Source organism: Methanosarcina sp. WWM596 (assembly GCF_000969965.1).
GTDB lineage: Archaea > Halobacteriota > Methanosarcinia > Methanosarcinales > Methanosarcinaceae > Methanosarcina.
In genome coordinates, this window is the sequence record NZ_CP009503.1 from 751477 (window position 1) to 771868 (window position 20392).

Annotated in this window: 17 protein-coding genes; 6 read left to right on the forward strand and 11 right to left on the reverse strand. The window is 43.5% G+C overall.

Going from position 1 to position 20392, the window contains the following annotated elements:
• Positions 1-2 precede the first annotated feature (2 nt).
• Both MSWHS_RS03365 and MSWHS_RS21905 read left to right on the forward strand, forming a co-directional pair.
• Complete coding sequence (locus MSWHS_RS03365) at positions 3-1439, forward strand: MATE family efflux transporter (RefSeq protein WP_048126044.1); 1437 nt, start codon at positions 3-5, stop codon at positions 1437-1439.
• A gap of 140 nt (positions 1440-1579) precedes the next feature.
• Positions 1580-1714, forward strand: a complete 135-nt coding sequence (locus MSWHS_RS21905; RefSeq protein WP_255350483.1) for a hypothetical protein — start codon at positions 1580-1582, stop codon at positions 1712-1714.
• Between the two features lie 844 nt (positions 1715-2558).
• Here the strand turns inward: MSWHS_RS21905 and MSWHS_RS03370 are convergent.
• Complete coding sequence (locus MSWHS_RS03370; protein ID WP_082088317.1) at positions 2559-3218, reverse strand: caspase family protein; 660 nt, start codon at positions 3216-3218, stop codon at positions 2559-2561.
• 345 nt (positions 3219-3563) lie between these two features.
• On the opposite strand from MSWHS_RS03370, the gene MSWHS_RS03375 reads away from it, so the two are divergent.
• Complete coding sequence (locus tag MSWHS_RS03375; protein WP_048126047.1) at positions 3564-3962, forward strand: secondary thiamine-phosphate synthase enzyme YjbQ; 399 nt, start codon at positions 3564-3566, stop codon at positions 3960-3962.
• A gap of 126 nt (positions 3963-4088) precedes the next feature.
• On the opposite strand, the gene purF is transcribed toward MSWHS_RS03375, so the two are convergent.
• The 3 genes from purF to MSWHS_RS03385 all read right to left on the reverse strand — a co-directional run bounded on the left by purF (position 4089) and on the right by MSWHS_RS03385 (position 6149).
• On the reverse strand, positions 4089-5546 hold the full coding sequence (purF, locus tag MSWHS_RS03380) for an amidophosphoribosyltransferase (RefSeq protein WP_048126049.1): 1458 nt from the start codon (positions 5544-5546) through the stop codon (positions 4089-4091).
• 49 nt (positions 5547-5595) lie between these two features.
• A complete protein-coding gene (locus MSWHS_RS18870) occupies positions 5596-5766 on the reverse strand; it encodes a 50S ribosomal protein L37e (protein WP_082088019.1) in 171 nt (56 codons plus the stop codon).
• Positions 5767-5930: 164 nt separating this feature from the next.
• Positions 5931-6149 (reverse strand): LSm family protein, encoded by a 219-nt coding sequence (locus tag MSWHS_RS03385; RefSeq protein ID WP_011032293.1) that lies wholly within the window; start codon positions 6147-6149, stop codon positions 5931-5933.
• Positions 6150-6458: 309 nt separating this feature from the next.
• Here MSWHS_RS03385 and thiD point away from each other — a divergent pair, with 309 nt between their 5' ends.
• Both thiD and MSWHS_RS03395 read left to right on the forward strand, forming a co-directional pair.
• Positions 6459-7802 (forward strand): bifunctional hydroxymethylpyrimidine kinase/phosphomethylpyrimidine kinase, encoded by a 1344-nt coding sequence (thiD, locus tag MSWHS_RS03390; protein WP_048126053.1) that lies wholly within the window; start codon positions 6459-6461, stop codon positions 7800-7802.
• 186 nt (positions 7803-7988) lie between these two features.
• Complete coding sequence (locus MSWHS_RS03395; protein WP_048126055.1) at positions 7989-9287, forward strand: TrpB-like pyridoxal phosphate-dependent enzyme; 1299 nt, start codon at positions 7989-7991, stop codon at positions 9285-9287.
• A gap of 442 nt (positions 9288-9729) precedes the next feature.
• Here the strand turns inward: MSWHS_RS03395 and MSWHS_RS03400 are convergent, their stop codons facing one another.
• The 7 genes from MSWHS_RS03400 to MSWHS_RS03430 form a co-directional block, all read right to left on the reverse strand.
• Positions 9730-10137: a DUF1699 family protein gene (locus MSWHS_RS03400; RefSeq protein ID WP_048126058.1), complete on the reverse strand. Its 408-nt coding sequence runs from the start codon at positions 10135-10137 to the stop codon at positions 9730-9732.
• A gap of 500 nt (positions 10138-10637) precedes the next feature.
• Positions 10638-11051, reverse strand: a complete 414-nt coding sequence (locus MSWHS_RS03405; RefSeq protein WP_048126059.1) for a DUF1699 family protein — start codon at positions 11049-11051, stop codon at positions 10638-10640.
• Between the two features lie 100 nt (positions 11052-11151).
• Positions 11152-12453 carry a histidinol dehydrogenase gene (hisD, locus tag MSWHS_RS03410; protein WP_048126062.1) on the reverse strand — a complete coding sequence of 434 codons (1302 nt, stop codon included), beginning with the start codon at positions 12451-12453 and terminating at the stop codon, positions 11152-11154.
• Between the two features lie 738 nt (positions 12454-13191).
• On the reverse strand, positions 13192-15384 hold the full coding sequence (locus MSWHS_RS03415; protein ID WP_048158745.1) for an ATP-dependent DNA helicase: 2193 nt from the start codon (positions 15382-15384) through the stop codon (positions 13192-13194).
• A 163-nt stretch (positions 15385-15547) separates the two neighbouring features.
• Entirely contained in the window at positions 15548-17314 is a 1767-nt protein-coding gene (locus MSWHS_RS03420) for a ribosome biogenesis/translation initiation ATPase RLI (protein ID WP_048126066.1), read from the reverse strand.
• Between the two features lie 403 nt (positions 17315-17717).
• Positions 17718-18131, reverse strand: a complete 414-nt coding sequence (locus MSWHS_RS03425) for a hypothetical protein (protein ID WP_231585556.1) — start codon at positions 18129-18131, stop codon at positions 17718-17720.
• A 453-nt stretch (positions 18132-18584) separates the two neighbouring features.
• A complete protein-coding gene (locus MSWHS_RS03430) occupies positions 18585-19604 on the reverse strand; it encodes an MBL fold metallo-hydrolase (RefSeq protein ID WP_048126071.1) in 1020 nt (339 codons plus the stop codon).
• Between the two features lie 170 nt (positions 19605-19774).
• Here MSWHS_RS03430 and MSWHS_RS03435 point away from each other — a divergent pair, with 170 nt between their 5' ends.
• The gene (locus tag MSWHS_RS03435) at positions 19775-20353 is read left to right on the forward strand and encodes a TetR/AcrR family transcriptional regulator (protein ID WP_048126073.1); all 579 of its coding nucleotides are present in this window, start codon (positions 19775-19777) and stop codon (positions 20351-20353) included.
• The last annotated feature ends 39 nt before the right edge of the window (positions 20354-20392 follow it).

Here is a 20392-nt window from a genome sequence, read left to right on the forward strand (position 1 = left end):
AAATGAAAACCAAAACAACCGTAAATTCGAATCCCTTCAATCCTGAAAAAAGTCCGGAAACAATAGGTGTAAAGATCCTTGAGGGAGACCCGAAAAAAGCCATTATCAAACTTGCAGTCCCGATGATTGTTGCGATGTCCGTCCAGACTATTTACCAGCTGGTAGATACTTTCTGGGTCTCAGGGCTTGGATCGGATGCGCTTGCTGCAATGGGTTTCGTATTTCCTTTCTTTTTTATAAGCATGGCTTTATCCAATGGGCTGGGTATAGGAGGAGGAGCAGCCATCTCCCGAAAGATAGGAGCACGGGATAAAGCTGGGGCAGATAATGTAGCTGTACATACGATTATAATGATGCTGCTGCTTGTTCTGATATTTACCATACCCTTCTATGTTTTTGCCCCCCAGATCTTCACTCTGGCAGGAGCAGGAAGAACAACCGATCTTGCAGTAGCTTACGCGAGGGTGATATTCCTCGGGAGTTTAGTAGTTTTTTTTACGAATGTAGCTAACTCCATCCTAAGAGCTGAAGGAGATTCAAAGCGCGCAATGCAGGCAATGGTCCTTGGAGCAGTCTTGAATATTGTCCTTGACCCTATTTTCATATACACCTTTAAAATGGGAATTGCGGGTGCAGCCTGGGCAACCCTGCTTTCTCTTTCAGTCTCTTCGTTGATGATGCTGAACTGGCTCTTTTTCAGAAAGGATACTTTTGTTTCCTTCGATTTTAAAGACTTCAGCTTTGAAAAAAATATTGTAAATGACATATTCAGGATAACAATCCCTGCCTCTGCCCAGCAGCTTTCTATGTCATTATCCATGCTTGTCCTCAACCTTATTATTGTGAGCGTAAGTAATACCGACGGAGTTGCTGTCTATTCCACCGGCTGGCGGGTTGCAACAATTGCAATTGCTCCTCTTATAGGGATTGCAACAGCTGTAGTTTCAGTATCAGGAGCCGCGTTCGGGGCAAAAGAATATGAAAAAGCAGAAATTGCCCATACCTATGCAATAAAACTGGGGCTTCTCATCGAAAGTGCGGTTGCTGCATTAACTTTCATCTTTGCTCCGCAGATTGCAGCCATATTCACTCAGACAGCAGAAGCCTCCCATATAGCGCCAGATCTTACCCATTTCCTGCGCGTGATCTGCATCTTCTACCCCTCCGTTTCTCTCGGAATGCTCTCGACATCTTTCTTCCAGGGAGCAGGAAAAGGCATGAGTGCACTTACCGCAAACCTCCTGAGGACCATAGTATTTACTCCGATCTTTGCAGCTTTTTTCGCCTTCAATCTGAGTATGGGCCAGGTAGGGGCCTGGTGGGGCATTGTTGCAGGCAATGCCATCGGAGCTGGAGTGACCTTTGTCTGGGCAAGGCTCTACCTCAACACAATTCTGAAAACCGGATATCTGAACAAACCTCTGGAACAGGGAGTTTGAAAAGATCTTTTGGAAAAGTAGTTTGAGAAAGTGGCATGAGGATCAGTGTGCAAAATATTTATATATTATAAGGAGGTAATAAGATACCGTCTGCCGGCTAAAATAAAAAACAGAAAAACATGTTCAAAAGGTGAGCCAGAATGAAAGATACAGTTCCGCAAAAGCCTCTGGAACCAGTTTTACATGGGTTCCTGCTCAGAGACCGCAAGTTAGTCTCGTCCTCGAAGATAAAAATCCTGAAGCTCTTCGGGCTTATTTCGACACAGGAAGCATAAATCTAAAAACGTCCCTGAAGTGCAGGGAGGGCTAACCTTCTTCAATAAAGGGCGGAAATTAAAAAACCATTCGGAAGGCGGATACCTTTACAGATAAAACTAAAATTTCCTCCACCGAAAAACGCAAATCTACCTTAACCAATTATCAGAACAAAAACCCAGCAATCCAAAATTGCCCGGAGATAAACCTTTGTCAATAGAAAAAAGTATTATTTTCTGAAAAATCTCCCGATAAATATATTGAAATAAAAAAACCTGATAAAAATCTCTAAAAAACGAACGGAATTTAAAAAAACGGAATTTAAAAAAACGGAATCTAAAAAAAGGGATCTAAAAACAGATTCTAAAAAAGGATTCTAAAAAAGGATTCTAAAAACGAGAATATTCAGGAACATTTCAGATAAACAAGTCTTCCCAAAAACGTCTTCAATACTGTCTTCAAAAAATATATTTCAAAGCGACACCCAACAAATGAAGCCAGAATAATTTGAAGAAAATAAATGCGAGACACCAACAGCTCCTTCCTTGGAGTAATAAATAATATCTAAAAAACGGTAAGCTTAAAAGTATAAATCCCACCCAAAAAACGTTCAATAATCGGGAAAGGGAAAACGGAGGGAACTGGAAACTGCATCCAGTTCTTTCCAAAAAAATGTAACCACTTTGAATTATTTTCTTCTACTCTATTCTGTTTTATCTAAAAATAAAAATTGACTCTGGAAGAAAAAAATGGTTCCAAAAAACTCCAGCAGCAGGCAGAAAAAAAATATTTTGCTTATTATAGCCTGTTGGGATCGCATCTCTGCTGAATCCCGGTTTTCGTCACCCCCTACACACTTTGCAGTCATGCGAGTGTTGGGACCATACCTCTGCTTAATCCGGCGGATGCATCCTTCTTGGTAGCTTCTGTATCCAGCTGGGGTATCTGCGTGAACACACCCCTCACGAGATCTTCTCTCACCCTCTCAAGTAGCTCACTGCGGAACAGTTTATTCTGGCTCTTATTTATGTTCTGGCAAAAATAATAGGTGAAAGTTCCGTGCCATTCCTCGCCTATTTTGGCATCTGCACTGGTCTGGTCAGACCGACATGCAGACCACAGTGTATGATCCACACCGATCCCCTTCGCTTTTAGTGATTCGGCCATCCCTCTGGGCATGTAATCTTTTATCTGCTTGAAGGCCTTCAGAGAAGGCGGCGGCATGAATCTGGGCTTTTGATCCCATAAATCGATAACTTTCAGGCCGTCACCGCTGTGGCAAGTATCGAAGACGCACTCCAGATCCACTGACGAGGGTAGCTGAAGAAAAAGATCATTTAGCTCATCATCGGTTATAATGTGAGCAGGATCCCATCCATCCCCCTTCTGAGCAAGGTCGGTGGGGCAGAAGGCCTCATCTGCGTAATCTCGCTCATCTTCGTTCAGATCTGGAACCTGGGTACCATGGCTGGAGATGCTAAAAAACAGATAGTTATACATGCCTTTATTTGCACCATCTACCATCTGTCAGGTTTGCCATGATATTGGCCTTGATGGCCTGATAATCTATGAGACTGAGGATATCTCCATCTGTGGAACCCAGATATCTTTTCAGGACAGAAATCGACAAAAAATATTGCATAACAAATTTAAAAAGAATGTTCCCTTGATAAACTCACTCATTGTATTGAGGATTATATTTATAATTATAATAGTGTTTTAATTATAATAGCATTTTTTATAAAATGGTTGTATGAATCGTTCAGAAACGACTATTAGTTAACCTTAGGATCTTAATTTAAAGCGACAAAATTTGGATAATTCAGGTAAAAAAATACAGCGAACCGCAGAAAGTTCAGAGGGAAGGACTTGAAACTCAACATCGAAACTTCAAGGCGCATAGAGCTGATAGACATTACCTCAGAGGTACAGGAAGAGGTCAGGATAAACGGAATACAGGAAGGCATATGCCTCATCAGTACCAGGCATACGACTGCAGGTATTATAATTAATGAAAATGAAAGTGGGCTCAGAGAAGACATCCTGGATCTACTGAACCGGCTTGTTCCTCAGGGAGCCGGGTACAGGCACGACCGCATAGACAATAATGCTGATGCCCATCTCAAATCTGTGCTGCTCGGAGCAAGCGAAGCCCTGCCAATTGTAAAGGGAAAACTGGAACTCGGAACCTGGCAAAGCATCTTTTTTGCCGAGATGGACGGCCCAAGGCACAGGACAGTAGATTTGACGATTTTAAAAATAGAGTAAGGGTAGAGAACCTGAAAGAGTTAAAATAAAGGAGCAAAACAAAAAATAGTGCATTACAGCCAGAATGAAGAAATCAACAGAGAATAATAAAGTAAAATAAAGTAAGAAAAGTAAAAGAAGAAATCCTTAGAGGCTGTCTGAGGAGACTACCTGAGAGGAACCTCCGGCCTTACTGAAATCGTCAAGACGGGTTTGTTTTTTCCTGCATTTCTCACCAGGGATTTCTACAGGATACTCACCTGTAAGGCAGCCAACGCACATGTCGTTCTTATCGCACTCAAGAGCTCTCATGAGCCCTTCAATGCTGAGATAACCGAGAGAGTCAGCGTTTATAAGCCCTTCGACCTCTTTTATAGTCTTGTATGAGGCTATAAGTTCCTGCCTGGTTGCCATATCGATCCCGAGATAACAGGGGGCAATAATTGCCGGACTTCCGACCCTTGCATGGACTTCTGAAGCTCCTGCCTTCCTGACCATATCTATGATACGCCTGGATGTAGTGCCGCGGACAATACTGTCGTCGACCAGGACTACACGTTTGCCTTTGACATTATCCTGAATTGCGTTCATCTTGAGCCGAACTGCAGTTTCGCGCAGGTCCTGTCCCGGAAGAATAAATGTGCGCCCTATGTAGCGGTTCTTCATAAGACCTTCCAGGTACATGATTTTGGATTCCCTTGCATAACCGATTGCGGATGTGATTCCCGAGTCAGGGACTGGAGAAACGATATCTGCTTCAACATGATGCTCGCGGGCAAGCTCTCTTCCGATTCTTTCCCTTACCTTGTAGACGAGTTTGCCATCTATGACAGAATCGGGTCTTGCAAAGTAAATGAACTCGAAAACGCAATGTGCCGGATGGGCCTCATTTGTGAGCTGGTAGCTCTCAAAGCTTGAACCCGTGAAGACCATAACCTCGCCGGGCTTGACGTCTCTAATGAGGGTGCCGTTAAGGGTATCGATGGCCACACTTTCCGAAAATACTCCGTATCCACCGTCAACTTCTCCAAAACAGAGAGGCTTGAAACCGAAGGGGTCCCTGACAGCGTACACAACGCCGTTAATGAAGATGACAAGGGAATAAGAGCCAACAAGCTTGCGCATTACGATCCTGATTGACTCTATCGGATTGTGTTTTATAAGTTCTTTCACAAGCAGGTGACCGATAACCTCGGTATCTGAGTCGCTTATAAAAATCCGGCCTTCGTTTTCCAGCTCGTCCTTAAGTTTTCCGGCATTTATCAGATTCCCGTTATGGGCAATGGCAACTGTTCCACCCTTGAAGTTCAGGATAAAAGGCTGACAGTTTTCAATCTTTGACCCGCCAGTCGTGGAGTAGCGGACATGTCCGACTCCTGAGTTTCCGATCAGACGCCCAAGGGAATCCTTGTTGTATACATCAGGCACAAGTCCCATACCCTTGATGGAGAGCGGAGACGTGCCATCATGCACCATTATACCCGTAGATTCCTGTCCTCTATGCTGGAGAGCATACAGAGCGTAGTAAAGCTTGAATGCGACAGTATTTGACTGAGGTCTGTCGCCAGGGAGGATTATGCCTGCAACCCCGCATTCTTCTTTCAATCTTGACCTCCGGTGCAGGTAAAAAATAGAGAAAATTGAAAAGGCAGGCTTAGTACTTGCACTTTGCCTGCCACTTGTAAGTTCTCATGCGGGATGTCTTTCCAAAGCCGCATGAAGTACACTGTTTTGTATGCACGTTTAATGAAACACTACCGCAACGCCTGCATTTGACGTGGGTGCGCTTCTGTCTCTTTCCCATTGATGAAGTACCTTTACTCATTCATAAATCTCCTGATAAAAATCAACTTATTAGTGTGTAATATTCAATAATTTGAAGCGATTTTGTCTTTCTGAATTTATTCTCAGTCATACAGATTCTGTTGCTCACCGAGGTTTAACGTTAATAGATGAAGTAACGTTAATAGATGAAGTGCTTGATATAGATTACGGAGATACGTATACCACGTTGTCACCGCGAATAACAACACTGCTGAATTTACTTACAACTTCTCCTTCTCTTAATTCTTCAGCATTGTCAAGCACGAGATTCATGTGAATATCGTATCCTTTCAGTTCGCCCCTAAATTCACGTGCGCCTTTCAATCTAACGATTACAGGTGTGTCCAGTGCGTTGTTCAAAATATCCAGAGGTCGGTTTGCCATCCTTACAATCCCCTTAAAACATTATAAATCAATTCATTATCTATATCAATATAAATAGTTAATCCAGACTTAAATTGATCGCCGCGCTTAAGTATTTGATTATTTGCATCAAAGTCGCAAATACAATATATAAATGTATCGAAGCAATATGCTCTTTTCAGCTTCCAATATATATATGGCCACAAAATATAAGAAAAATACTCTTTTCAGGGGAAAGATACAATATTACTAAAACACATTCATCCAACACTCTTTTGAATGTTTCTAAAAGTTTTCAAAAAATAAAACCTGCAAAAAAAGAGGAATATAATGATAGGAAACCCCTTAACAGAAACCCCTATTGTGATGACTATTGCAGGCTCGGATTCAGGAGGAGGGGCCGGAATTGCCGCTGACCTGAAGACCTTTGCCGCATTTGGAGTTCACGGTACCTGCGCCATAACTTCCGTAACTGCTCAGAATACGACAGGAGTCCTTAAAACATTTGATCTTGCCCCTGAAGCTGTTGCAAGCCAGATTGAAGCGGTCTGTACGGATATGAATATTAAATGGACAAAGACCGGAATGCTTGCCTCTTCGGAAATTGTAAAGGAGGTTGCAAAGCAGGTAAAAAAGCACAGACTTTCCCTGGTGCTTGACCCTGTCATGGCTGCTGAAGCCGGAGGAGACTTGCTGCGAAAAGAAGCGTTTCTGGTCCTTATCGAAGAACTGCTGCCCCTCTGTAAGGTTACGACCCCAAATGCCTCTGAGGCAGGTGCACTTGCAGGAATTCACGTCAAAACCCCTGAAGATGCAAAACTTGCGGCAAGAAAAATTGCAGACCTTGGAGTTGAAGCCGTTATTGTTACAGGAGGGCACATTGATGCTACTGATCTGCTCTATGAATCCGCGTCTGATAACTTTACCCGCGTCCCCGGAACCTTTGTTAGGGGCGGGACTCACGGCTCGGGCTGCACCTACTCCGCAGCAATGACTGCCTGCCTTGCCTGCGAGGACAGCCTGGAAACCGCTGTCAGGAAGGCAAAGAACTTCGTGGTTCAGGCAATCCAGAGAAGCCTGCCTGTGGGCAGGGGAGTGGATCCTGTAAACCCCCTCGGAAAGACCCTTGAGGAAAAAGAGCGCTACCTTGCCCTGAAGGATATAAAAGAAGCGATTTTGATTCTTACAGACAGCCCTGAGTTTGCAAAGCTCATTCCTGAGGTTGGCTGTAACATAGGGATGGCAATTCCGGGAGCCAGAGATTATGAGGATATTGCGGCTGTGGAAAGCAGGATCGTGAGATACAGGGGAAGGGCAAACCCTGTTGGATGTGTTGACTTTGGAGCCAGCAGGCACGTGGCAGGGATAATACTTGCAGCTCTTCGTGAGAATCCTGACATCAGGGCTGCTGTGAATGTAAAATATTCAGAAGAAGTCCTTGCAGCCTGTGGGGAGATGGGGCTTAACATTTCCTCATTTGACAGGGAAAAAGAGCCTGAAGATATCAGCACCATGGACTGGGGCACTTCTGAAGCAATTAAAGAATACAGAGGGGTGCCTGAAGTAATTTATGATGAAGGGGGGGTTGGAAAAGAGCCTATGGTCAGGCTTCTCGGCCCGGATGCGTTAGAGCTTGCAAAACTTGCAGTGGAACTTGCCAGAAGAGTAGAATAATACCCGTAACATAATTACCGGTGGAAAAGCCGGTACAAGTTTTCTTTTTATATTTCCCATTATTCTAGCGGTTAGTCTCATTTTCGTAAAATATGACGAATAATTTTGTAAGCCAGACCTGCAAACAGACAACATTTATATACATCAAAGTATAATTTTGTACAGAACCATGTGATGGAGATTTCTATGGAACAGACAAAGATTATCCTTGACGAAAATGAAATGCCGACGAAATGGTACAATGTCCTTTCCGACCTTCCCACTCCAATTGATCCGCCTCTGGACCCGAGGACCTGGCAGCCTATAAGTCCGGATGCCCTTGAGCCTATATTCTCAAAGGAACTGATCAGGCAGGAGATGAGCAGTGATCGGTATATTGACATTCCCGAAGAAGTGCTTGATATTTACAGACTCTGGAGGCCAAGTCCCTTATTCAGAGCCCACCGGCTCGAGAAAGTTCTCAAGTCCCCTGCAAAGATCTATTATAAGTACGAAGGAGTTAGTCCCGCAGGCAGCCACAAAACAAATACCTCTATTGCCCAGGCTTACTATAACATGAAGGAGGGCATCGAGAGGCTCACAACCGAGACAGGGGCAGGGCAGTGGGGAAGTGCACTTTCACTTGCCTGCAATTACTTTGACCTCGAATGCAAGGTCTATATGGTCCGTTCCAGTTACTACCAGAAGCCTTATAGAAAATCCCTTATGGCCCTCTGGGGAGGAAATGTTGTGCCTTCCCCAAGCCCGGATACGGAGTTTGGAAGAAAGATCCTGCAGGAGCAGCCTGATACCCCCGGAAGCCTTGGAATTGCAATCAGTGAGGCTGTAGAGGATGCAGTAGCCCGTGAGGATACAAAGTATACCCTTGGAAGTGTGCTTAACCACGTTGTGCTCCACCAGACCATAATCGGTTCAGAGTGCAAAAAGCAGCTCGAGCAGGTAGAAGAATACCCTGATGTTGTTATCGGGTGCTGCGGCGGAGGAAGCAACCTCGGAGGAATCGGACTCGAGTTCATAAAAGACAGGCTTGAAGGAAAACACAACGCAAGAGTGGTCGCAGTCGAACCCTCAGCCTGCCCATCCCTGACGAAAGGAGAGTACAGGTATGACTTCGGAGACACTGCCGAGATGACTCCACTCCTTAAGATGTATACCCTTGGCCACAAGCATATGCCCCCTGCTATCCATGCCGGAGGACTCCGCTACCATGGCGATTCTCCAATCATAAGTAAACTCTGTGCTGAAGGGCTTATTGAAGCTGTTTCATATGACCAATACAATGTTTTTGATGCAGCCATACAGTTTGCCAGGACAGAAGGGATAGCTCCTGCACCTGAATCTGCCCACGCTATCCGCTGTGCAATTGATGAAGCCCTCGCAGCCAAACAGACAGGGGAAGAAAAGACCATTCTCTTCAACCTGAGCGGACACGGGCACTTTGATATGACCTCCTATGACAAATATTTCAGCAGGGAACTTGTCTAAAATAACAGGGATAATAAAGAGCATACAATGAAAAACACACAAAAAAATAAAACCTAAAATACACATGCTAACATGTACAGGCTAAAACATAAAGATTAAAGAGTAGAATAGTACAGGGATGCCTTTCAGGCGTTCTCAATTTTTTAGATTAATTTTTAGATTAATTTTTAGATTAATTTTTAGATTAATTTTTAGATTAATTTTTAGATTAATTTTTAGATTAATTTTTAGATTAATTTTTAGATTAACTTTTTTTTAGATTAATTTTTAGATTAATTTTTAGATTAACCGTTTTCCAGATAATGTGTTTTTTAAAAATGTTTCTATGTAGATATCTCCTTGCATTGTGTTACCAGTATGCTGTTAAGTTTTTTCATTCATATACGGTTCGTATTCAGCTGCTGTTATTCGTACACCATAGCTGCACTCCCAATGGAGCTTGTTACTCAAATTGATTTCTGTCCAGGATATAATGGATCATCTTCGGGTTGAGCTTGCTTTCCTTCGTCATTTTTTCAGAGATTTCGTCACCTGGTATTCCTTCTGCTTTCATGTTCCTTATTTTAGTCATTACTGAAGGAGGAACAGTATAATAATCGTTTATGTCCTTTCTGTGGCCCCAGACATCTCCTTCATGCAGGTAGATTTTTTGCATTTTCAGAAACATCTCCATAGACTTCGAAATAGTCCTTTGATATGATTTCGGAAGCTGGACTATTTCGAGCTTAGGACAGGTTTCAACAAGCAGGAAAATATCTTTATTTGAAGGCCTGAACGCAAGGTGAATTACCTTTTCGTTCGGGTTTAAGGAGAGAATTTCATCTCTGGAACTGACAACTCTTATTTTCATACCATTCCCCAGACCCTAGTTAAGTTCAAGAATCAATAAAATTGATTATACGACACTATTTAAATATTTTTCTGTGTTATACTCGAAAAGTTCGTTTTTCTGAGATGATCATATTTGAAATAAGAGGACTTTGAAATGCAAAAATAAAAATTCAGGAGCAAAAATACAGAATTTAAGATACAAAATCTTCTTTAATTTTTTCGCTCAGTTCACTATATATAAAAAAGAAGTTGTGAAAATAATCAATCATTTTCTACGGAATAAATCCAGTCCGAAACTCTTTGATCGTTGAGTTCGTCTGTTAAACGGTTTTTAAAAGAATAAATATAATAACTATACAGGAGATTATTTTAAGAAGAGAAGTCCAAAATACATGGAAAACTTTTTAAGACAGAGTCTTAAAAAGTTGACTGCCCCTTCAAAGAAATTATCTTTCACAACAAACTAAAAATCGATTTGTCCCGAAAGGTCATGGTTGAAAGGGCAGATGAATCCATATCTCAGGAAAATTCCATGTTTCTTTTGCTCAGGATATAAAGGATCATGTCAGAATTCAGTTTGCTTTCCCTCGAAAGCTTTTCGGCAATTATCTCATTTGAGAATCTGTCGGCTTTTAATTCCTGAATTTTCTCCAGAACATTCTGAGAAACGTTGTAGTATTCGTTTATGTCTTTCCGGTGTCCCCACACATCCCCTTCAAGGAGGTTTATCTTCTGCATTTCCAGGAACATCTCTATTGACTTTGAAACAGTCCTTCTGTAAGATTTAGGAAGCTGTATGGCTTCAATTTTAGGACATGTTTCGGCAAGCATGAATACATCCCTGTTAGACGGCCTGAAAGCAAGGTGGATAACCTTCTCATTCGGGTTTAGGGTAGGAATTTCCTCCCGTGAACTAACCACTCTGATTTTCATATTAATCCCCACTCTGTATTTATGAAAAATTTGTATTTATTTAAATATCAAATTTTATTTACGCATTTACGTTTTATATACATATCGACTAGCAGAAATATTATTTAGAGGGTTTGTACCCGAAACGAGTTCTAATAGCATCAGCATGTGCCTGCAGACCTTCTTCCTCAGCTAATGCGATTATAGTTTCTTTCAAACTTTCAAGCCCACTCTTGCTGATTTTCTGGATACTGGAGTATTTAAGGAAGTGGTTGATATTCAGGCCGGAATAAATCCTGGCATATCCTGCCGTAGGAAGCACATGATTGGTACCGGAGGCATAGTCTCCAACTGGAACAGGAGCATAGTTCCCTATAAAAATAGATCCGGCATTTTTGATTCTGTCAAGTACGAAATCGGAATCTTCAACCATAATTTCCAGGTGTTCGGGGGCGAATTTATTGCTGAAGTCAATGCCCTGCTCAAGAGACTCTGCAGTCAGGACTGCCGCATTTTCAAGAGAAGCTTTCACGATCTCACTTCTTTCAGTATTTTCGGCTTGCCCGAGTACCTCTTTCCTTACAGCTTCTGCGAGAGTTTCTGAAGTTGTCACAAGCACAGAAACTGCGCTTGGGTCGTGTTCTGCCTGAGCTATTATATCCGAGGCAGTCATGACAGCATCGGCTGAATCATCTGCTAAAATAAGAACTTCACTCGGACCTGCCGGGAAGTCAATCTCGGCAACATTCCTCACCTGCATTTTGGCAGAAGTCACAAAAACGTTCCCAGGGCCTACGATTTTGTCCACCTTCGGGACCGTTTCGGTTCCGTAAGCCATTGCTCCTATTGCCTGCACACCTCCAAGCTTGAAGACCTTATCTGCCCCTGCAACTTTCGCTGCAGCAAGCGTAAGAGGATGTACAGAACCATCTGCATTCGGAGGAGTACATACGATTACCTGCTCAACTCCTGCAACCCTGGCAGGGATTACTGTCATCAGCACTGTTGAAGGATAGGAAGCTCTGCCTCCCGGAGCATAGGCACCCACACTTTCAAGGGGTGTTGCCTTCTGCCCCAGAATAACCCCCGGCTGAAGTTCCATAAACCAGGTAGTTTCAGGCATCTGAGCTTCGTGGAAAGCTCTGATGTTTGCAGCTGCGGTTTTAAGGTGTCCCATAAGTTCAGGACCGATACCTGACAGAGCTTCTTTAAACTCTGCCTTACTTACCTCAAAATCGGCAAGCTCAACTTTATCAAACTTCTTTGTATACTCCTTGAGTGCAGAATCTCCCCTCATGCGCACATCAGAAAGTACGGAGGAAACAGTTTCCTCTACATCTGCAAGCCCGGACCCCCGGGAAAGTAATTTCTGCATTTCAGCTTCTGAAACATCAGACAATTTTTTGAATAACATTGTGACCATCTCTGAGATTACCTGGTAAAACCTGATCCAATTGATCTGATAAGTTTGGTATAAGTGTGGTATAAATTGATGCAATCTGACCTAATTTGATATAATCTGATATAATCTGATTCCATTAAATCCCTGATCTCATTTAATATTTTACCCTCTGCTCAGATCTAAAAGAGATGAAAAGTAAGTATTCTGTCCTGTACAATCATATTCTATACTGAGTCGTTCTTTTCACGCTCGACGCAGGAGAGCGGTCTTTCCCAAAAAGACGGATAGAAGACGAAATCCAAAAAGACGGATAGAAGACGAAATAAGAGATAAGCCTGAAAGTAAAAACTATCGAAGAAGCCATAACACAAACAAAAAAACGAACAGATCAAATTCTGCCTGAAAAATACTTTTTTTGAGTTTTTTTCATTCGAACTTCTTTTTCCTGCTTTTTTTGTAGGACCGCCAGACAAGCTGGTGGAAGCGCTTATATTTTCCATACTTTAAAAACAGTTTCCAGGCTTAAGGTAACTATTCTCTCAATTCAGGGGGCATTTCTTCAGTACATATATCTCATAATTGCAGTGTCATTTTGCAGGTCACCTTTTTCTTGCGGGCAGGTCGACCCCATTTCCGGGCAGTGTAAGGGGAGAAAACTGAGAGATTGAATCTTTGGATTCCGGATGAGACAAAACGATTACTCAGGGACGCTAGGAATTGAAATCTAAAAAAGGAAAGATCAATGATCATCGAGACAAATCAAAAATCGTTGATCGTCCTCTGTCTTTCCGGGGAACTTTTTTCAAAAGACTTGGTGTCAGGGATTTCAGGCACTGTATCTCTTCTTCCGATCTGCTTGAAGATCCTTTCAGCAATCTTCGGCCCTACAAGAGCAGCCACCTGTTCAGGAGAAGCCCCTGCAAGATCTGCTGTGGATTTGAAACCTGCCTCATAAAGTTTCCTTGCCCTTACACGTCCGATGCTCCTGATATCGAGCAGCTCTATCAGTTCAGGACCTGCCCCGTAATGGATCCTCTTTTCAAGCTCTGCAGCTTCTTTTGCCCCTTTTAGGTCAAGGAGTCGGGCAAGCTGGGTGGTCACGTGCATGATCCACTCGGCAATGTCTGCACTTGCGTGGATGTCTCCTTCTCCTATATTGAATTTTAAACAGAGCTCATTTTCAGGCTTTTCATGGATCCAGTCCATCAGCAGTAGAGAGGTCTTTACCTCGCTCAGGAACCACTCGTATTCGACAACATTGAAGGGGCTAGGAACCTTTGAGAACTCTTCGGCATGCGCCATTACGTAATCATTGATGTTCTGGTAGTCCTGGCTCCGCATATACATAAGGCGCATATCGGGCGTGCTGCAGACCAGATGCAGGAGAGTAAGCTCGGTAAGAGTTCCGGCTCCTCTTAAGCCCTTTGCAATAAGGGCTGCAGAAAGGGGGTCAATATAGAGCCTGGAAACAAGTTTTCCGAAACTCGTGGAAATAAGGGAATCGGGATCCTGCTCAAGCATTCCCTCCTGCCGTAAAAAGTTCAGGCATTCGTCTACAACCATGGAGAGCCCGAAATTTGAGTATTGGAATGCGAAAAAAGTCGCCTCCAGAAAATCCATAAGTTCTTCCTTTGTCCGGGCAAACCCATTCGAGACCGTTGAAAGCACATGCGTCCTGAGAGCGTTTTCCGTCCCGAGCTTGGACCAGATATCTTCGGCTCCGGCTTCAATATATTTCTCAAAAAGGAAAACTAGTTCCTCGTACGATTTTGCAAGCAGTACAGCTTCCCCATAAGGGTCAAGCCTCGGCCTTCCGGCTCTTCCTGCCATCTGCTTGTATTCGAGCACCGGGATAGGCTGCATTCCTGAATCAGAAGAATAACGTCGATAACTCCTTATAATTACACGCCTGGCAGGCAGGTTCAGCCCTGCTGCAAGGGTTGGGGTACTTGAGATAAGCTTTATGCGCCCATCCCGAAAGCCGGCTTCTACAAGTTCCCTTAGAGGAGAGGTAAGGCCTGCGTGGTGAAATGCCGTTCCTGAACGGACACAGGTTGCAAGAACTGAAGAGGTATCGGTTTCGCTGTTTTCCAGAATCTCATCTGCAATCCCTGCAAGAGCTTCCTTCTCTAATGAGGAAAGAGTCTTTTTGACTGCAGAGGTTGCTTTCTTTGCAAAACCCATGCAGTTTTTCCGGCTGCTTTCGAAAACAAGGCACTGGCCACCTTCCTTTATGGTATCGAGTACAAGGTTTATGGCTTCATCCTTTGTGGGCTGTTCAACAGATTTTTCCCTGTCCCTGCAAAAAAAAGTCCCATTAAACAGCACCCCTTCCATAAGTTCGGTGGGCCTCCACTCGCTTTCCACAAGTTCGGCATCGAGCCAGGCTGCAAGCTCATCGGCATTCCCTACTGTTGCCGAAAGGGCAAGGATCTGGCAGGAAGGGTTCATTTTCCGGAGCTTGGCCAGAGTGACTTCAAGGGTGGGTCCCCTGTCCGCAGAATCGATAAGATGGACTTCATCTGCCACAACAACCGAGATCTCTTGCATCCAGGCAGTCTCGTTCCTGAGCAGAGAATCGGTTTTTTCCGATGTGGCTACAATGATGTCGTTTATACCGATTCTTTCATCTCGCCGGTCATAATCCCCTGTTGAGATCCCGACCCTGATACCCAGTTCGGAGAACTCCTGAAACCGCCTGAACTTCTCCGAAGCCAGAGCTCTCAGGGGCACGATATAGAGGGCTTTTCCTCCGGCAAGCACGGACTTCAACATTGCAAGCTCTGCAAGCAGAGTCTTTCCTGAAGCCGTAGGGATTGCAGCAAGCAGGTTTTTCCCTTCAAGCAGTCCCTTTTCAACAGCCTCTGCCTGAGGTGGATAAAGTTCAAGAATCCCGGAGTTTTCATAAAAGTGCTTTACTTCAACGGGCAGGTCGAGACTTTCTATCTTCATTGAAAACCAGTGACTCACACATTAGATAAAAAACTATTTTGAAACCAAGATGCCAGCGACTAAAAACTGCTTTCTTGCAAAAGGTTGAGGTTTCCTTTTAAGGGAACCCCGGAGTTTTTCAGAATATTCTCTTCAGAATATTTAGTGGAAAATCTGAAAAAACTCATTCTTTTGCAGAATAATAGTAGTTTCCGCTTTCCTTCTGCTCCCGGTCAAGCCGTGAGTCAAGGTTGTTTACGCGAGGGCGCCTCGTCTCTTCATCCCTGCGGAAGGTGATGCCGAGGTTTTTCAAGAACTTGTTCATGCCGCTTTCCATACTGAACGGGCCGTGAGCTTCACCGTAGATAGAGGGCTTGCCTTCAAAAACAAGGAGACGCTGGCTGAGTAGATCGATCATATATATGTCGTGGTCAACGACCATAGCCGTTTTCTGGTTGTTTTCGGCAAAGCGGTTGATGACTCTGGTGACCATGGAACGCTGTTCCACATCAAGGTGGGCACTTGGCTCGTCCAGGATATAGAGGTCTGCTTCCTGAGAAAGGCAGGCAGCAATTGCTACTCTCTGCAGTTCTCCGCCACTTAGGTCGATAAGCAGGCTGTCATAGATCTTCTCAAGCTGGAGAGGGTTCGAGATCTCAACCTCATAATAACTGGTCCCAAACCGCTTTGAAATGCCTCTCAGGAAGTCCTGAACGCTAACAGGAGTGTCTGCTTTAATATACTGGGGCTTGTAGGAGATTTTGACCTCGATTCCAGGGTCTCCTTCCTCTGGCTCGATTTCTCCTGCCAGGACTTTTACGAAAGTTGACTTTCCTATTCCGTTAGGGCCAACTATCCCGAGCACTTCTCCCTCACGCAGGTTTCCACCTGTTGCTTTGAGAGAAAAACCGTCGCCGTACTTCTTTGAAAAGCTGTTGAAAGAAACCGTGGACTTAAACTGGGCATCCTCTTTTGGAGGATGGACCTCGAACTTGATGGCTTCAGGCCGGATCCTGATGTTTTCTTCAGGGAGGTAGCCTTTAAGGTACTGGTTGATCCCGACCCGCACACTTTTCGGGAGAGTGACCACACCAAACCCTGCAGGTTCGCCATAGGCGATGTGAATTACGTCTGTAAGCATATCCAGGACTGCAAGGTCGTGCTCGACCACAAGCACTGCCCTGTCCTTTGAAATTTCCTGGACAAGGCGGGCTACGTTAATCCTCTGGTAGATATCGAGGTAGGGGCTTATTTCATCAAAGAAATAGAACTGGGCATCCCTTGCCGCACAGGCTGCAATTGCAACCCTCTGTAGTTCCCCACCACTTAATTCCGAGATTTTTCTCTCGACTACACCTCTCAGGTCAAGATAATCGATAAGCTCGTCCATAACCCCTCTTTCATCGGTTTTTTCAAGCAGCTCTGAGGTCTTGCCTTTGAAAGCTTTGGGGATCAGGTCAACGTACTGAGGTTTCTGGGAAACCTTTACCTTTCCATCCACAACTGCTTTGAAATAATCATGAAGTGTCGTGCCGGCATAGTGTTCGAGTACTGTATCCCAGTCGCCTTTCGCCTGCCCAAAATTGGGGACCAGGGTTCCGGAAAGGATCTGGACAGATGTACTTTTCCCTATCCCGTTCGGACCCAGAATACCGGTTACCTTTCCTGTCCTCGGCACAGGAAGCCCGAAAAGGGCAAAACCGTTTGTCCCGTACCTGTGAGTGGGTTCCGTAAGGGCTTCGGGAAGCCCAATAATCATGATGGCATTGAAAGGGCATTTGTTAACGCATATTCCGCAGCCCACACAAAGTTCCTCGGAGATGACCGGCTTTCCATCGGCCTCAAAAACAATGGTTTCGTCTCCTGTCCTGACTCTGGGACAGTACTTTTCGCACTCCTTGCTGCACCTTCTGGGCTGGCACCTGTCTTTGTTAATTATAGCTAATCTCATAATAGTCCCCGGAATTTACGTTTTTTGATTGTTTAAAGTATAAATAAATTAGGCAATATGGGTTCATTCATGTAAGTTATTTGTGTAAGTTGTATGAGTTCAATAATGTGGTATTGTTATCTGATTTATATTGTGCAGTTATCTGATTTTTGTAATGATAATAAGTATCAAAGTTATACCACATATAAAGCCGTCAAGCATCTACAGCATTTCTCGGTTATGAAATGCCTGCCCTGGTATATGAACCGTTGGGATGTTGCAGGTATGAAATACCATATTAATAAAAAATATTATTATGTCTGAGTACATAAGTGAAAATAAAGGTTAAAACCGATAGCAAAAGAGCCGGGATAAAAAGGCCCTCTTTAGAAAAAGCCTTTTTTGAAACCCAGGAAAGAGTTTTTCAATTCAGGAGCAGTGTCCATGTAACAAGGAAGAAGTCTACAACTATGAACTCTACGAAAATCCAGTCTTTAGCCTTGAATTCCTTAGTATCTATCTTAATCATAGGGTAAAGAATCCTCTGGATATAATATGTGATTCCTATAACGATCACGAGTATGGCATACCAGATCCGGTCTTCGCCTGCCCCATACTGGCTGAACATTACAACCCCGGAGATTATTCCAAGTATTGAAGATACAATTGTTTTTATAATGCCTTCTCTGTGAGCTTTCTGCTTTTCTTCGGGGGTCTTTTGCTTGATAAGGATTTTTTTTTCGGGAGCCTCAACAATTTCTGGGACACTTTCTACGGAAGCCTCGGAAACTTTTGCGAGTTCCTTTCTGGCTTTTGACTTTGGGGTTTGTTTACTCAACCTGCATTCTCTCCTGAACAGCAATTCTCTTTCCTGGGAATATAGTATTAATTAAAAGTTTAAAATGATTAAAAATGGGATTATAGATTTCAATGATAATATTTGATTCGGTGATATTAGTTAAATTAGTTCAAATTTGATTCATTGATATTATTAGTTAAATTAGTTCAAATTTGATTCATTGATATTATTAGTTAAATTAGTTCAATTAGGGTTTATTAAATTAGAGTTACATTTGACCCCGTGTACCTAATAATTGGATCTAGACTTACATAAATAGATTTGAAAATAAATTATCAGGTGGTGACTCAAACTGTTAGACCGGATTATCAGCCCGGTGTCTGAAGTTTGAATTGAAACCTGTCAGACCGGAGTTATCAAATTAAAGTATCAGATTTAAATCATCATATTTAAATATTTAGACCTTTATTATTAGGGCCGGGTTTCAGGGATTTAAATAAATTCATTGCTTAAAACATTACCGATCTGATCTATAGATATCGAATCGATCCCTATTGAATTTAAATGTTTTGAAAATTTTGAAGGCCTGTCTCCTCCGGGATGGTAAACAAGAGTGACTTCGGGATTAAGCTTTCGGACCATATCCTCAAGCCCGCACGCATCAAGGTGGTCACTTATCTTGATAATAGGATACGGATAATCAGCCCGGCAACTCAACACATACTTTTTCACATTCCACGGGAGCTTGTTAAGATTCCAGGGAGCCACCACGAAAACGTCATCCTCATTTCCGGAGTCAAGCCCTGCAAGTTCTCCTGCGTCTTCAAGCATGCTCCGCGTAAGCACCCTGGTCCGGGTTCCCATCCGAATTGTGCCATCGTACCCGAAGCCTCTTATTAGTTCAACAGCACGCTGGGTTTTTCCGAACTCATATGCTCCGAAGGCAACAGGTCCGCTCTCAAAAAGGGCGCATTTCATGCGGTCAAGGTCATCAGCAAAATGACAGGACGGGTCTTTAGGGTCTCCGTAGTTAGCTTCAGTTATAAGGACATCGCAGGGAGGAAGCTTGCTGGCATCCTTGACATCTCCTGTGACCAGGATTCTTGTTCCTACATCGTTTTCCCAGTAAAAAGCCGCGGCGCCAACAGTGTGTTCCGTAGGGCAAGTCCTTACCTTCACCCCTTCGACTTCAATTTCATCCCCTAGCCTGCACATGCTGCCCGCATATTTTTTGTCGTGCCTGATTTCAAGAGCAGTTGCTGTTTTTTCCGTACAGACCGCCCGCGGAGAGAGCATAGCAGATTTTCCGTGATGATCGGAATGGGCATGGGTAATCAGGTAAGCATCGGGCTGGGGGCACTTTCCCAGAGTCCGGGTCGTATCAATAGAAAAAGTACGTAAATCTCCTTCATTGTCCCTGAAACGGAGTGAGACATGGGGTTTAAAGGTTCCTCGGGAATTGCGCTGCCTGAGCGCGAGCACTCCAAGGTCAATTAATTTTTTAGAAATCACGCCAATCTCTGAGGAGATACTACTTAAGGTATTTAAGATTAGGGAAAACAAGTAAATTGGTGGTCTATATTTATCCAGTAATCGGAATAGGCTTATCTAGTAAATCAAGAAACTAACCTTTATATGAGTGTGTACCCCTTAGTTACTTACTGATAAGTAAGTGTTCTGTTATGAAAGAGATGAACGAAACCAATCAACAGATACTCCATTATGCAGGGAACTTTTTGCAGTGTCGGGGTTATAATGGATTCAGTTATAGAGACATTTCCCGGAAACTGGGCATAAAGAATGCGGCAATCCATCACTATTATCCCCAAAAAGAAGATCTGGTTGCAACCTTTCTGGAGGTCAGCAGGCAGAAATTTACTGCAAATATTGCTCAAATAGTGGAATCGGGAGGTTCAGCCCGTGAGCAGCTTCAATATTATTTTGATTATGCCCTGAAAGAATTTGATGAAGGCAAAAGTATCTGTCCACCAGGTTCGTTGATGCTTGATTTTGAAGAACTTCCGGAAAAGGTAAAAAAGCAGCATCTTCTGTTACTGGATGAGATCCTGAACTGGCTTTCCAGAGTTCTGAAAACCGGTCTGGAGCAGGGAGAGTTAAATTTCTCAGATCCTGTGGAGGTACGTGCGGATGCGATATTTGAAACCTTACTGGGTGCCAGGCAATTATCCAGCATTAAGGGAAGGAAAACGCTTGTCAGATCAATTGCTCTAATAAAATCCGATCTTGGGTGGAGGGATTGATTTTTACGGAAGGGTTGATTTTTCTCGAACTGCGACTTA